The 13,652-nt window shown below is 66.8% G+C and carries 9 protein-coding genes; 4 read left to right on the top strand and 5 right to left on the bottom strand.

The window, feature by feature from the left end:
* Positions 1-15: 15 nt before the first annotated feature.
* Positions 16-1,221 carry an aromatic amino acid transaminase gene (locus ACQ66H_RS12780; protein ID WP_430434343.1) on the bottom strand — a complete coding sequence of 402 codons (1,206 nt, stop codon included), beginning with the start codon at positions 1,219-1,221 and terminating at the stop codon, positions 16-18.
* A gap of 170 nt (positions 1,222-1,391) precedes the next feature.
* Here ACQ66H_RS12780 and uvrB point away from each other — a divergent pair, with 170 nt between their 5' ends.
* The gene (uvrB, locus tag ACQ66H_RS12775; RefSeq protein WP_430434342.1) at positions 1,392-3,434 is read left to right on the top strand and encodes an excinuclease ABC subunit UvrB; all 2,043 of its coding nucleotides are present in this window, start codon (positions 1,392-1,394) and stop codon (positions 3,432-3,434) included.
* Between the two features lie 12 nt (positions 3,435-3,446).
* Here the strand turns inward: uvrB and ACQ66H_RS12770 are convergent, their stop codons facing one another.
* Complete coding sequence (locus ACQ66H_RS12770; RefSeq protein ID WP_430434341.1) at positions 3,447-6,098, bottom strand: chemotaxis protein CheW; 2,652 nt, start codon at positions 6,096-6,098, stop codon at positions 3,447-3,449.
* A gap of 295 nt (positions 6,099-6,393) precedes the next feature.
* On the opposite strand from ACQ66H_RS12770, the gene ACQ66H_RS12765 reads away from it, so the two are divergent.
* A complete protein-coding gene (locus ACQ66H_RS12765) occupies positions 6,394-8,490 on the top strand; it encodes a protein-disulfide reductase DsbD family protein (protein ID WP_430434340.1) in 2,097 nt (698 codons plus the stop codon).
* 13 nt (positions 8,491-8,503) lie between these two features.
* Positions 8,504-9,115 (top strand): redoxin domain-containing protein, encoded by a 612-nt coding sequence (locus ACQ66H_RS12760; RefSeq protein WP_430434339.1) that lies wholly within the window; start codon positions 8,504-8,506, stop codon positions 9,113-9,115.
* A gap of 51 nt (positions 9,116-9,166) precedes the next feature.
* On the opposite strand, the gene ACQ66H_RS12755 is transcribed toward ACQ66H_RS12760, so the two are convergent.
* Positions 9,167-10,084: a crotonase/enoyl-CoA hydratase family protein gene (locus ACQ66H_RS12755; protein ID WP_020164982.1), complete on the bottom strand. Its 918-nt coding sequence runs from the start codon at positions 10,082-10,084 to the stop codon at positions 9,167-9,169.
* Positions 10,085-10,622: 538 nt separating this feature from the next.
* Here ACQ66H_RS12755 and ACQ66H_RS12750 point away from each other — a divergent pair.
* Positions 10,623-12,413, top strand: coding sequence for a GspE/PulE family protein (locus ACQ66H_RS12750; RefSeq protein ID WP_430434338.1), 1,791 nt, complete (start codon positions 10,623-10,625; stop codon positions 12,411-12,413).
* 14 nt (positions 12,414-12,427) lie between these two features.
* Here ACQ66H_RS12750 and ACQ66H_RS12745 read toward each other — a convergent pair whose 3' ends face one another.
* Both ACQ66H_RS12745 and ACQ66H_RS12740 read right to left on the bottom strand, forming a co-directional pair.
* Entirely contained in the window at positions 12,428-13,090 is a 663-nt protein-coding gene (locus tag ACQ66H_RS12745; protein ID WP_430434337.1) for a hypothetical protein, read from the bottom strand.
* Positions 13,091-13,148: 58 nt separating this feature from the next.
* On the bottom strand, positions 13,149-13,631 hold the full coding sequence (locus tag ACQ66H_RS12740) for an MOSC domain-containing protein (RefSeq protein ID WP_430434336.1): 483 nt from the start codon (positions 13,629-13,631) through the stop codon (positions 13,149-13,151).
* Between the last annotated feature and the right edge of the window lie 21 nt (positions 13,632-13,652).

Genomic DNA, 13,652 nt, shown 5'->3' with positions numbered 1-13,652 from the left:
GCAGCGGCGCGTCGATTACTTCAGGATGGTCGCCAGCGAGTCGGCCACATAATCGATGTTCTTCGAGTTCAGCGCGGCCAGGCAGATACGGCCGGTGCTCACCGCGTAGATGCCGAACTCGTCGCGCAGACGGTTGACCTGGGCCACGGTCAGGCCGGTGTAGCTGAACATGCCGCGCTGGCGCACGACGAAGGAGAAGTCGCGCGCCACACCGCGGGCCGACAGCTTGTCCACCAGGCCGGTGCGCATGGCGCGGATGCGCTCGCGCATTTCGCCCAGTTCCTCTTCCCACATCGAACGCAGTTCCGGCGTGGCCAGCACCGATGCCACCACCGCGCCGCCGTGGGTCGGCGGGTTGGAGTAGTTGGTGCGGATGGTGCGCTTCAGCTGGCTCAGTACGCGCGCCGATTCGTCCTTCGACGCGGTCACGATGGACAGCGCGCCGACGCGCTCGCCATACAGCGAGAAGGACTTCGAGAACGAGCTGGAAATGACGAAGCTCAGGCCGGACTGCACGAACTGGCGTACCGCCACGGCGTCCTGGTCGATGCCGTCGGCGAAGCCCTGGTAGGCCATGTCGAGGAAGGGCACCAGGTTGCGCGCTTTGCACACCTCGACCACTTCGGCCCACTGGGCGTCGGTCAGGTCGGCGCCGGTCGGGTTGTGGCAGCAGGCGTGCAGCAGCACGATCTGGTTGGCCGGCAGCGCCTTCAGATGGGCCATCATCGCGTCGAAACGCACGCCGCGCGTGTCGGCGTCGAAATACGGGTACACGTCGACTTCGAAGCCGGCGGCTTCGAACAGCGCGCGGTGGTTTTCCCAGCTCGGGTCGCTGATGTACACCTTGGCCTGCGGCAGCAGACGCTTCAGGAAGTCGGCGCCGATCTTCAGTGCGCCGGTGCCGCCCAGGGCCTGAGCGGTGACGACGCGGCCGTCGGCGGTCAGGGCGGCGCCCTGGCCGAACAGCAGGTCCTGCACCGCCTTGTTGTAGGCCGGCGCGCCTTCGATCGGCTGGTAGCCGCGCGGCGGCGCATTCTTCATGCGCGCCTCTTCGGCGGTGCGCACCGCGCGCAGCAGCGGCAGCTTGCCCGCGTCGTCGTAGTACACGCCCACGCCCAGGTTCACCTTGGTGGTGCGGGTATCGGCGTTGAAGGCTTCGGTCAGGCCCAGGATGGGGTCGCGCGGGGCCATCTCGACGGACGAGAAAACGGACGGGTTCATGCGTGCTCCGGTGTGCAGGGTTGGTTTGCCCGGTACGGGCGGTGCGTCGTGCTATTAAAGATAGGTCGAAAAACCGACAACAATCGCGCTAATGTCTGCCTTTGCCTGAACGCCGCCGAAGTCGCGCGGTCATCAGGCTGCAAACGATTTGTGCAACGCAAAATTCTACCATGTCGGAAACTGTCGCCACACCCGCCTTGTTAACCTTTGACAACAGCCCCTACCGGCTGCACCAGCCCTTCCCCCCGGCCGGCGATCAGCCGGGTGCCATCGCCAAACTGGTCGAGGGCATCGACGACGGGCTCATGTTCCAGACCCTGCTCGGCGTGACCGGTTCGGGCAAGACCTTCACGATGGCTAACGTGATCGCGCGCACCGGTCGCCCGGCCATCGTGATGGCGCCGAACAAGACGCTGGCCGCCCAGCTGTACTCGGAATTCCGCGAGTTCTTCCCTGAGAACGCGGTCGAGTACTTCGTCAGCTACTACGACTACTACCAGCCGGAAGCCTACGTGCCGTCGAAGGACCTGTTCATCGAGAAGGACAGCGCCATCAACGAGCACATCGAGCAGATGCGGCTGTCGGCGACCAAGAGCCTGATGGAGCGGCGCGACGTGGTCATCGTTGCCAGCGTGTCGTCGATCTACGGTATCGGCGACCCGGTGGATTACCACGCGATGATCCTGCACCTGCGCGAAGGCGGCACGCTGCACCAGCGCGACATCATCGCGCGGCTGGTGCAGATGCAGTACCAGCGCAACGACATCGACTTCAAGCGCGGCACCTTCCGCGTGCGTGGCGACGTGATCGACATCTTCCCGGCCGAACACGCCGAGAACGCGCTGCGCGTGTCGCTGTTCGACGACCAGATCGAGGAACTGTCGCTGTTCGACCCGCTGACCGGCCAGGTGCGCAGCCGCATCGGCCGCTTCACCGTCTATCCGTCCAGCCACTACGTGACGCCGCGCGCGACCGTGCTGCGGGCGATCGACGCGATCAAGACCGAGCTGGAAATGCGTTCGAAGGAATTCGTCAGCCAGCACAAGCTGGTCGAGGCGCAGCGCATCGAACAGCGCACCCGCTTCGATCTCGAAATGCTGAACGAGTTGGGCTTCTGCAAGGGCATCGAAAACTACTCGCGCCACCTGTCGGGCCGCCAGCCGGGCGAGCCGCCGCCGACGCTGATCGACTATCTGCCGCCGGACGCGCTGATGTTCATCGACGAATCGCACGTGACCATTCCGCAGATCGGCGGCATGTACAAGGGCGACATGGCGCGCAAGAGCAATCTGGTCGATTTCGGTTTCCGCCTGCCCTCGGCGCTGGACAACCGGCCGCTCAAGTTCGACGAATTCGAGAAGCTGATGCCGCAGACCGTGTTCGTGTCGGCCACGCCGTCCGCCTACGAGGCCGCCAACCAGGGCCAGGTGGTGGAGCAGGTGGTGCGGCCGACCGGCCTGGTCGATCCAGTGGTTGACATCCGCCCGGCGTCAACGCAGGTGGATGACCTGCTGGGCGAGATCCGCAAGCGGGTCGAGGCGTCCGAGCGGGTGCTGGTGACCGTGCTGACCAAGCGACTGGCCGAGGACCTGACCGACTACTTCAGCGAGAACGGCGTGCGCGTGCGCTATCTGCACTCGGACATCGACACCGTCGAGCGGGTGGAAATCATCCGCGACCTGCGGCTGGGCGAGTTCGACGTGCTGGTGGGCATCAACCTGCTGCGCGAAGGTCTGGACATTCCCGAGGTGTCGCTGGTCGCCATCCTCGACGCCGACAAGGAGGGCTTCCTGCGTTCGGAGCGCAGCCTGATCCAGACCATAGGCCGGGCGGCCCGACATCTGCACGGCACGGCCATCTTGTACGCCGACAACATGACCGACTCGATGAAGCGCGCCATCGCCGAAACCGAGCGGCGGCGCGCCAAGCAGATCGCGCACAACGAGGCGCACGGCATCACGCCGAAGGGCGTGGTCAAGCGGATCAAAGACATCATCGACGGCGTCTACGACCAGGAGGAGGTCGCCCGCGAACTGATGGTGGCCGAGGAACACGCGCGTTTCGAGGCGATGAGCGAGAAGGATCTGGCGCGGGAGATCAAGAAGCTCGAGAAGGAAATGGTCGAGCACGCGAAGAACCTGGAGTTCGAAAAGGCGGCCGAGGCGCGCGACCGGCTGTTCAAGCTTCGCAGCGGCGCTTTCGGCGTCGCCTGAGCGGGCACGGTTTCAGCGACCGGCCGCCGCTTCGCGTCGTGGCAGCGGAATCGCCGCGGCCGGCGGAGTGCTCCCACCGGCGAGGCGATTGACGATGCGTTCGACGCCGAGCACCAGCAGCAGCGCTTCGTCGCCGTCGCCGCTGCCGCCCAGCACCGATTCACCCAGCACATTGCCGCCGGCCAGCATCGCCGGTATCGGGCGCAGGCGGGCGGTCGATACTTCCGGAATGTCGCCCAGCGCGTCGGCCAGTATGCCGATGCGGGTATCGTCGTCGCGGCGCAGCACGAGTACCTGCCGCGTCGAGTCGTCGGGTGCCGACGGGACCGCTTCGTCGTCGTGCAGCATACTGGCGATATCGAACACAGCGATCGGCACGCCGTCGTACATCAGATAGCCGGCCATGGTTTCACCGGCACCGGGCACGCCGGTCAGACCGGCCGCATCGACCGCCTCGATGACTTTCTCGGTGCGCAGTCCGAACCAGTTTCGGCCGACGCGGAAGGTGGCGATTTCCACCGTGTCGTCGCTGCTCGCGTCGCCGCGGATCGCCGGCGCCGTGCAGCTCGCCGTAGCGGACTGCACGGCGACCGCGCACAGGGGCATGAATACCAGTGCGGTGACGCGCGTGCGGGCGGCGTTCGCGCCGCTGCCGTACTCACGGTAGCCGTGCGAGTTCGCCACGCCGACTGCGAAGTACTGGTCGTCGATGCGAAGCACGCCGCTGCCGTCGTCGGCCAGCGCCAGTGCCTCGACGGCCTCCGGCGGGCGGTGACCGGGGCGCCAGCGCTCGTCGGTGCAGGCGATCACCTGTGCGTCGGCGTCGATGAAGGCCGCGAAGCAGCCGTTGCGGACCGCGCCGTCGGCGCCGCGCGGCAGGCAGTCGCGCAGCATGGCGAGCAGTTGCGGTGCGCTGTCGAACACGATACCGACGCCGCCGATGACTGCCGCCTTCTCGTCGCCGGCCGACGGCGCGCGCAGCGCTGCACCATATATATAGGTGGGCGCGTTGCCGTACAGCGCGCTCGGTGCGAAGGCGGACACTGCCCAGGCCTGGGAGTCGTCCAGCGCCAGCGTCCGGCGTACCCAGTCCTCGCCCGGTGCGCGCCCGCTCCATGATGCGCCGCCGACGGTCGAACCCGATTCCGCGACAACCACGCCTTGCGTGTCGAACACCAGCAGGTTGGCGTAGACGGTGTAGAGCGAGTGGATGTAGCGCAGCACCTCGGTGACGCGCTGTCGGCCCGCCTCGTCGACCGGCGCCGCAAGCACCTCGCGGAATACCGAGGTGAGCGCCCACCAGCGGCAGTCATTGGCGCGCTCGTACAGATTGCGGTCGAGGATGTCGATGGCCAGCGACGCGGCGAAGCGGCTGTCGTGCAGGATGGCCGACACCACGGTTTCGTGCAGGTTGGCGATGGAGCGCTCGAACACGTCGCGTGTGCGGTCGCCGGTATTGCTGATTTCCCACAGCAGGATTTTCGAGAAGGCCGGGTTCAGCGCACGCTGCGAACTGCTCTGCCGGACGTTGCCGTTCCATACCGAGCGATTCAGCGTGCGCTGGATGCGATCGGCCTGTTCCGGGATGCGCCGCAGCTGTTCGGAGAACAGTGTCGGGCTGGACATGATGGCGCTGCGGACCTCGTCGCCCAGCGCGCGCAGCGGTGCGGCCGCTTCGCGTGCGAAGGCGTGCTCGACCGGCAGCATCACCAGCCCGCACCAGCCGGGGCCGGCGTAGCCCTGATAGCCGCGGCTCGGGCAGCGCATGGCGAGGTATTCGCGCGCGGCAAAGCGAAGTCGCTGGACCTCCGGACCGTCGGAGCAGGGCAGACGGGCACCGAGCGGCACGTGGAAGCGGTCCGAACTGGCGATCACCCGGTGGTCGGCGTCGACGACGAGGATGACGGCCCAGTCGTCGGCCGTCAGCAGGCCGTCGAAGATGCGCTGCATTTCGTCGTCGAAGCGGAACACCAGGCTCAGCACGCCGATTGCCCCGCCCGCGTCGTCGCAGACGCGGCAGGAATAGACCAGCGACTGTGTCTGCGTCGGAAGGAAGTCGATGGCGCGGAAGGTTTCCACGTAGCCGGCGTCGGTCGCCAGTGCGTCGGCGATCAGCGCATCGTGCGACTGTGCAGGTGTCGTCGCGTCGTCCAGCCGCAGCAGGATGTGGCCTTCAGTGTCGGTCAGCACGATGTCTGAATACACCGTGTACTTCGCCGCGTATTCGGCGAAGCGCGCGCGCAGTTGCGTCCGCGCGGCGGCCAGGTCGCGCGCCAGCAGCACGTTTCCGGCGCATTCACGCACCTTGCCGATGAACTGCCGGATGTCGGCGTCGCAGGCGAGGAAACCGATGTCCGCGGTGCGCTCGAACAGGTTGCGCACCAGGATGTCGATCGCGACCTGCGCCTTGGCCGACATTTCCTGCCGGCAGGTGCGCAGTTCCTCGTGGCCGAGCTGGTTCAGCAGCGTGCCGGTCAGTTCGGCGAAAGCGTGCCGGGTGCCGCTCATGTCGGTGCCGGTGCCGGACAGCTGGCCAAGCATGGTGAGGTTGTCCCAGACCGACTGCAGGTTACGCAGCAGTTCGCGGTACTCCTCGACGTTGTCCATATGGCGGATGACACCCGCCAGCTCGGCATCGACTTCGATGTTCTTGTACTGGGCCATGGCTCGGCTCTCCTCATGTGCGACGTGTGCTGACGCACCCGTAGGGCGCCGCTTCTTGTTTTCGCTCTGCAACCCAAGTCATAACGATCGCCGGGCGCGGATTCATGAGCATCGTTAGTGCCGTAACTCCCGTTCTTCCGTGACGCAGTGCCTTATTGCCGGACGCAGAGCGCCGGCCTTGTCGCCGCTGCCAGAGGCCAGCCGATGGCCGCGAACCGGCATCGTCTATCGTGGTTGACTGAGCGACACTCAAACGGGCGCCCGGCGCTCGCACGATATTCATACCTTCCGCACGATGTCCCTCATTCGCCATCTCTGTTGTGTACTTGCGCTGACCAGTGCCGCGCCTGCGCTGTACGCCGCGCGCAGCGAGGCACAGGTCAGCCCGCGCGCGACCGTCGCGCTGTTGTCGGCGACCGACGTCGCCGCGCCCGGGCAGACGCTCGACCTGGGCCTGCACTTTCGTTTCCAGCCGGGCTGGCACATCTACTGGATGAATCCGGGCGACGCCGGCCAAGCACCGCGCGTCGAGGTGTTCGCGCCTGCGGGCTCCGCGCTCGGCGACGTGAAGTGGCCGGCACCGGAACGGCACGTCGATGGGCCCATCACCACCTTCGTCCATCAGGGCGAGGTGTTGCTGCCCTTCACGGTGACGCTGCCGCCGGCTTTCGCCGGCGCAGCCGCTCTGTCGGTGAAGGCGAGCTGGCTGGTGTGCAAGGACATCTGCATTCCGGAAGAAGGGGTGTTCAGACTCGAACTGCCGGCCGGCACCGCGCAGGACAGCCCCGATGCGACCCTGTTCGACGCGGCGCGCGCGGCGATGCCGACGCGCAGCGAGTGGCGCGCGACGGTCGATGCACAGGGCGTACTGACGCTGGAGGGGACGGGCGCCGGCAGCCTGCAGTCGGCCGACTTCTTCCCGGCCGACTGGGGGCGCGTCGAGCACGGCGCTGCCCAGACCCTGAGCACGGCAGGCGATGCGGCGCGCATCGCATTGAGGCCCGGCCCGGATTTCGATCCGGGCAAGGCGCTCGAGGGCGTGCTGCGTGTCCGCGGCGCCGACGGCGTCGAGCGGGCGCTGTGGGTGGCGACGCCGGGCGAGCCGCCGGCACGCACGCCGGTGCTCAGCCTGGCGGCCGCCGATGCCGTGCCGCCTGCGGCACCTGCGCGCCCGGTCGCTGCGCCCGCCGACGAGGGGCTGCTGTGGCCGCTGCTGTTCGCCTTCGCCGGCGGTTTGCTGCTGAACCTTATGCCCTGCGTGTTCCCGGTGCTGGCGATCAAGGCGCTCTCGTTCGCGAAGATGGGCGGCGACCGCGCGGGCGCCGTGCGCCTGCAGTCGCTTGCCTACTGCGCCGGGGTGGTCGCGAGTTTCCTGCTGCTGGCCGCTCTGCTGCTCGCGTTACGTGCCGCTGGCACGCAGGCCGGATGGGGGTTCCAGTTCCAGTCGCCGGTGTTCGTCGCCGCCATGGCCACCTTGCTGTTCGGCATCGGACTGAACCTCTCGGGCGTGTTCGACATTGGCGCCCGGCTCGCGTCGGCCGGCGAGTCGCTGGCCTCGCGCGCTGGGCTGGCGGGCAGCTTCTTCACCGGCGTGCTGGCGGTGGTGGTCGCCACACCCTGTACCGCGCCCTTCATGGGCGGGGCGATCGCGGCGGCGCTGGGCGCGCCGGCGCTGGTGACCGTGGGCATCTTCGTCGCGCTCGGACTGGGCATGGCGCTGCCCTATCTGCTGTTCGCCTTCTTTCCGGCGGTGGCTGCGCACATGCCCCGACCGGGCGCGTGGATGGAAAGATTGAAGCAGGCGCTGGCCTTCCCGATGTACGGTGCGGCCGCCTGGCTGATCTGGGTGCTGAGCCAGCAGAGCGGGGCCGATGGCGTGCTGCACGTGCTGGCCGCACTGCTGCTGGTGGCGCTGGCAGCCTGGTTGTTCGGTGTGGCGCAACGCGCTTCTGCGGGCAACTGGAGCTGGCGCGGCGCGGCTGCACTGGCGCTGCTGGCCGGCCTGCTGGCGCTCGGGCGCATGCCCGAGCCGGAGGCGACGGCGCCTGTCGCGCAGGCGTCCGAAGGCGCCTACTCGGCGCAGCGGCTGGCTGATCTGCGCGCCGCCGGCCGACCGGTGTTCGTGAACATGACCGCCGCCTGGTGCGTCACCTGCCTGATGAACGAGAAGGTCGCCCTGTCAACCGATGCCGTACAGGGCGCTTTCGCCGCGCGCGGCATCGTCTATCTGAAAGGCGACTGGACGCGCGCCGACCCGGACATCACCCGTTTCCTGCAGTCGCACGGTCGCGACGGCGTACCGCTCTACGTGTATTACGCGCCCGGCCGGGAGGGCTTCGTGCTGCCGCAGATACTGACGCCGCAGATCGTGCTCGATCACATCGCCTCATGAGGAGATTTCGTCGATGAACATCCAAGCCACGCTCCGCACCGGCCTGCTGGCCAGCCTACTGTTTGCTGCTGCCGTCCATGCCGCACCGCGCATCGGCGAGCCGGCACCGGCCTTCACCGCCGTTGATTCCAACGGCCGGACGGTGAAGCTGTCCGATTTCGCCGGCCGGACGGTGGTGATGGAATGGACCAATCACGGTTGCCCCTACGTACAGAAGTGGTACGGCGGCGGCATGCAGGCGCTGCAGAAGGACGCCACCGGCAAGGGGGCCGTGTGGCTCACCGTGCTCAGTTCGGCGCCCGGCACTCAGGGTCACGTCAACGGTCCGACGGCGAACCGCATGATGAAGGAGCAGGGGGCGGCGCCGACCCACTATCTGCTGGATTACGAAGGCAAGGTCGGTCGCGCCTACGCGGCACAGGTAACGCCGCACATGTACGTCATCGCGCCGGACGGCCGGCTCGCCTATATGGGCGGCATCGACAGCATCGCGTCAACCGAGGTGAACGACATTGCGAAGGCCGAGCCGCTGGCGCGGCTGGCGATCGATGCGGTACTGGCGGGGAAACCGGTGGCCAAGGCGCAGACGCGCCCCTATGGCTGCTCGGTGAAGTACGCGAACTGATGGTGAGGAAGCGGCCGGTGCACGCCTCGCACCGGCCGGCGGAAGGCGTACTCAGGCGCTGACGCTGCCGGTGCCCGGATGATTCGCCGCGTGCATGCGGTTCTGCGCTTTGACCAGACGCTCCATCGTGCGCAGGTCCTTGCGGTCGAGCTTCATCGCGCCGCGCACCCACTCGCGCGTCACGTCCTCGAGTTCCTGGTAGGTCAGGCGCACGTAGGCGTGCATCTTGGCGCGCTGGAAGGCACGGAAACCCTTGAGCTGTGACGACATCGAGCGCATCACGTCACGCGCCACCCATTCGCCGCGGCCCGGCTCGGCAAGGTGATCGACCAGCCCCAGTTCGTGCATCTTCTCGGCCGGCAGTACCTTCGCGTTCAGGATCAGGTCTTCCGCCACGCGCGGGCCGGCCTTGCGCGCGACCAGGCTGTAGGCGCCCATGCCCGGAAACAGGTTGAACATCATTTCCGGGAAGCCCAGCTTGGCGCCGCGTTCGGCGATCACCACGTGGCAGGACAGCGCCGCCTCGAAACCGCCGCCCAGCGCATCGCCCTGGACCACGGCCATCGAGACCGCATCGGCATGCAGACCGGCGACGTTGTTGTTGATGGCGCGGATGCAGGCTTCGGCGTAGCGCATCAGTCCGGCCTCGTCGCCTGCCTCGACCAGCTTCTGGAACAGGTCGAGATCGCCGCCGAGGTTATAGACGCCGGGGACGCCCGAGCAGTTGAGGAAGAAATCCACCGTGCCCGGCGCCAGTTCCACCTCTTGCTGCTGCGCCACGACGTCGGCCAGCAGCTCCGGCGTGAAGCAGGGGCGTCCGGTCGGGTGCGCGTACATCCACAAGGCGCGTGTTTCCGCCTCGTAGCGCGAAGTCAGGATGGGTGTGGACAGCAGGCGTGGCGCATTTGCGGCCATGCCGGGCAGCGGCACCGTGTGCAGATGAGCACGGGTGCGATCAATGATCTGCATTGCACGCCTCCATACGAAATACATCGCGGGCAGGCGCGGCAGCGTCGATACTCTTTCCGGAGCGATACGGCAGGTGCCGTCCTGCTCCATGGCGCGGGGTGAACAGATCCATTTCAGCCTCCGTCGGCATGTCCGACTTTAAGCATGCTGAAAACAATCGCCTCTTGAGGCGAATTGGAGAGGCAGTTTTCCTGCCTTTTTTTCCTGCTGTCTGGTGCACGAATCCAGACAGAGTCTGACCCTGTAAGTGCATGTTACGACAAGGCGGAACAGTTTTGCTTGAAAATTTGATTGCACCTTGCGCCGGACTCGTTCGTGGCCCGTGCAGGGTGTCGTACGCCTCGCCGGAACGGCCCTGGGTGCGGCTGCCGGTTGCCTTGCCTGACGATGGCTCCCGGGTGATGCGGTGCACGATCCGTCGCAGTCAGCCCGCCGTCGGTCAGCGCTCGCTCAGCTATAGTCGGGCGCACAGGATGGGGTGTCCGCCGCCGGCGAGTGCCGGGCGCAGAGCATGCGGACCCGATCCACGGAGACATTGATGAAACAGGCCTCGTCCGGCAAGGACACGCGGGAACACAAGGTCACGCTGCAGGAACTGGTGGAGGGCATGGTGGCCGACGGCCTGCTTGGCGAGTCGGTGGCCCGCGTATTCCTGCACGACCGTCGCTACTGGCGGGGCGGTGACCATCCGCTGGTCGTGCTGGCCGGCCAGAAGTGGAAATCGCTGCATCCGCCGCACCGGGTGCTCAATCTCGATGCGCTGACCGAGTGGATGGCCGGCTGGAGCGGTCACGACTACTACCACATCGATCCGCTGAAGGTCGATTTCGCGGCAGTGACCGAAGTGGTGTCCAGCGCCTACGCGAACCGCTTCCGCATTCTGCCGGTGCAGGCCTCGGCGCGCGAGGTGGTGATCGCCACCGCCGAGCCCTTCATGACCGAGTGGGAGAAGGAACTGGCGCCGATACTGCGCCGGCCCATCCGTCGCGTCATCGCCAATCCGGACGACATCGCCCGCTATGTGGTCGAGTTCTACAGCCTTGCCAAGTCGGTCAAGGGCGCTGCCAAGCGGGGCGACGTCAGCGGTGCGGGCGCCTCCAACTTCGAGCAGCTGGTTGAACTGGGGCGCAGCAACCGGCCGCTCGATGCCAACGACCAGCACATCGTCACCATCGTCAACTGGCTGTGGCAATACGCTTTCGAGCAGCGCGCCAGCGACATCCATATCGAGCCGCGGCGCGATTTCGGCGTTGTGCGCTTCCGTATCGATGGCGTGCTGCATCAGGTCTACCAGATCCCGATGCCGGTGCTGGGCGCGATGACCTCGCGCATCAAGATACTGGGCCGCATGGACGTGGTGGAAAAGCGCCGCCCGCAGGACGGCCGGATCAAGACCCGCGCGCCGGATGGCCAGGAAATCGAGTTGCGGCTGTCCACGCTGCCGACCGCCTTCGGCGAAAAGCTGGTGATGCGGGTGTTCGACCCGGAAGTGCTGGTGCGCGACTTCCGCGACCTCGGTTTTTCCGACGAGGACGCGCGGCGCTGGAAGCAGATGACCACGCAGCCGAACGGCATCGTGCTGGTGACCGGCCCGACCGGCTCGGGCAAGACCACCACCTTGTATTCGACGCTGAAGAATCTCGCCACGCCAGAGGTGAACGTCTGCACGCTGGAAGACCCGATCGAAATGATCGAGCCGGCCTTCAACCAGGTGCAGGTGTCGGCGGACATCGGCGTCACCTTCTCGGCCGGCATCCGCTCGCTGATGCGGCAGGACCCGGACATCATCATGGTGGGCGAGATACGCGATCTCGAGACCGCCGAAATGGCGATCCAGGCGGCGCTGACCGGCCACCTTGTGCTGTCTACGCTGCACACCAACGATGCGCCATCGGCCATCACCCGTCTGCTCGATCTGGGTGTGCCCAGCTATCTGCTGAACGCGACCGTACTCGGCGTGATGGCACAGCGGCTGGTGCGCACGCTGTGTCCGCACTGCCGCAAGCCGGCGTCCCCGCAGGACACCGATCCGCAGGCGTGGAAGGATCTGGTGGCGCCGTGGAAGGCCACGCGGCCGGAACGCTTCACGCAGGCCGTTGGCTGTCTGGATTGCCGCATGACCGGCTATTCGGGGCGTATCGGCATCTACGAAATCCTGCTGATGTCACCGGAAATCAAGTCGCTGGTGTCAACCGGCGCGGACATCGGCGCACTGCGCGATCAGGCCTATCGCGAAGGCATGTACCCGCTGCGCGTGTCCGGCGCACTGAAGATCGCGCAGGGGGTGACGACGATGGAAGAGGTGATGAAGGTGGCGCCGCCGGCCTGAGCTGGCAGAGTGGATCAATAGCCGGTGGACGGCGGCCAGCCGATGCCGGCGAAGGGCGGCTTGCGGCCGACCAGACCTTCGAGCAGCGTCAGTTCGGCGTCGGTGTGATTGATGACGCCGGCGGCCGACATCATGTCGGCGCCGGGTTTGTCGCTGAGCCACATCGGCTTGTCGTGGTGCCGCGTGCGCACGGTTTCGCGCTGGGTCGGATCGCTGTTGCGCGCCAGTTCCGCCTCGCCGTAGCACAGGCAGAAATAGGTCCGCTCCTCAGCTGCCTCGATGTAGCAACCGGTGCCGCGTATGCCTATCGTCGCTGCCGGCGTGGCGATGCGCTTCTGGCCGCGGTCGAACACCGACAGCAGCTTGCCGGTGATCACCCGCATCAGGTCGGCGGCAGCGCCGCTGCCGAAAGCGACATGCGATTCGCCACGCTGGAGGAAGACGTCGCGACCGAGCACATAGATCGCTTCGGCGCCCGGGCCGGTGCGTATCGTGTCGCCCGGACGGATTTCCATGTGGAAGTTCGCTGGCGCGCCATTGACGCTGACGTCGCCACGGAAGCCGCGCAATCCGGTACGGCTGTCACGGGCGAGGGCTTCGCGCACCAGTGCGTCGAAGGCCAGCGGGGCGGCGGCACCGCCGGCCAGCAGGGTGGTCAGTACGCGTCTTCGATCCATGTCGTTTTCTCCTTCTTCTGATGCAGCGATTATCGCGCGGGCAGGAGAACAGACCCGTTCATTCGTTCTCGGGCGTCACCGCATCGCCCTGACGGATCAGGCCGCTGCGCAGCACACGCGCGGTGATGCCGCCGTGGCCGCGCATCACGTTGTAGCCTCCCTTGCCCAGATTGGTTTCCATGCGTGAGCACGGGTCGCAGGTGCCCGTGTACTCCAGCAACGCATCGCCGACGCGGAAGCGCTTGCCCTTGAGTGCCAGCAGATTCAGACCGCTGACCACGATATTGCGCCGCACCAGACCGGGGTTGACCTCGCCCAGACCAAGCAGATCGGCGACCGTCTGCAGATGTTCGGCCTGGATCAGCGTGACCTGCCGCTTGCCGTCCGGGCTGGCGTAGCGGTCACCTTCGAGCCCGAGCGATTCGATGGCCTGCACCGTGTCAACGACGCGCAGCGGCTGCATCCGCGCCGGGCGTACGCCTATCCAGGTGACCTGTCCGGCGTGTGCGAAGGTGGAAGTAAGTGTCTGCAGGGTGTCCATGATCGTCGTTTCATCGTGCGC

The sequence above is a fragment of the Methyloversatilis sp. genome, assembly GCF_965284615.1.
Lineage (GTDB): Bacteria > Pseudomonadota > Gammaproteobacteria > Burkholderiales > Rhodocyclaceae > Methyloversatilis.
This window is presented reverse-complemented; position numbering and strand designations above follow the sequence as displayed.

What these genes read in the sequence shown, in the direction of transcription:
- ACQ66H_RS12770 (WP_430434341.1), bottom strand. Translation starts at nt 6,098, where the DNA reads ATGGCCCAGTACAAGAACATCGAAGTCGATGCCGAGCTGGCGGGTGTC.
- ACQ66H_RS12750 (WP_430434338.1), top strand. Translation starts at nt 10,623, where the DNA reads ATGAAACAGGCCTCGTCCGGCAAGGACACGCGGGAACACAAGGTCACG.
- ACQ66H_RS12745 (WP_430434337.1), bottom strand. Translation starts at nt 13,090, where the DNA reads ATGGATCGAAGACGCGTACTGACCACCCTGCTGGCCGGCGGTGCCGCC.
- ACQ66H_RS12740 (WP_430434336.1), bottom strand. Translation starts at nt 13,631, where the DNA reads ATGGACACCCTGCAGACACTTACTTCCACCTTCGCACACGCCGGACAG.
- ACQ66H_RS12780 (WP_430434343.1), bottom strand. Translation starts at nt 1,221, where the DNA reads ATGAACCCGTCCGTTTTCTCGTCCGTCGAGATGGCCCCGCGCGACCCC.
- ACQ66H_RS12760 (WP_430434339.1), top strand. Translation starts at nt 8,504, where the DNA reads ATGAACATCCAAGCCACGCTCCGCACCGGCCTGCTGGCCAGCCTACTG.
- uvrB (WP_430434342.1), top strand. Translation starts at nt 1,392, where the DNA reads ATGTCGGAAACTGTCGCCACACCCGCCTTGTTAACCTTTGACAACAGC.
- ACQ66H_RS12755 (WP_020164982.1), bottom strand. Translation starts at nt 10,084, where the DNA reads ATGCAGATCATTGATCGCACCCGTGCTCATCTGCACACGGTGCCGCTG.
- ACQ66H_RS12765 (WP_430434340.1), top strand. Translation starts at nt 6,394, where the DNA reads ATGTCCCTCATTCGCCATCTCTGTTGTGTACTTGCGCTGACCAGTGCC.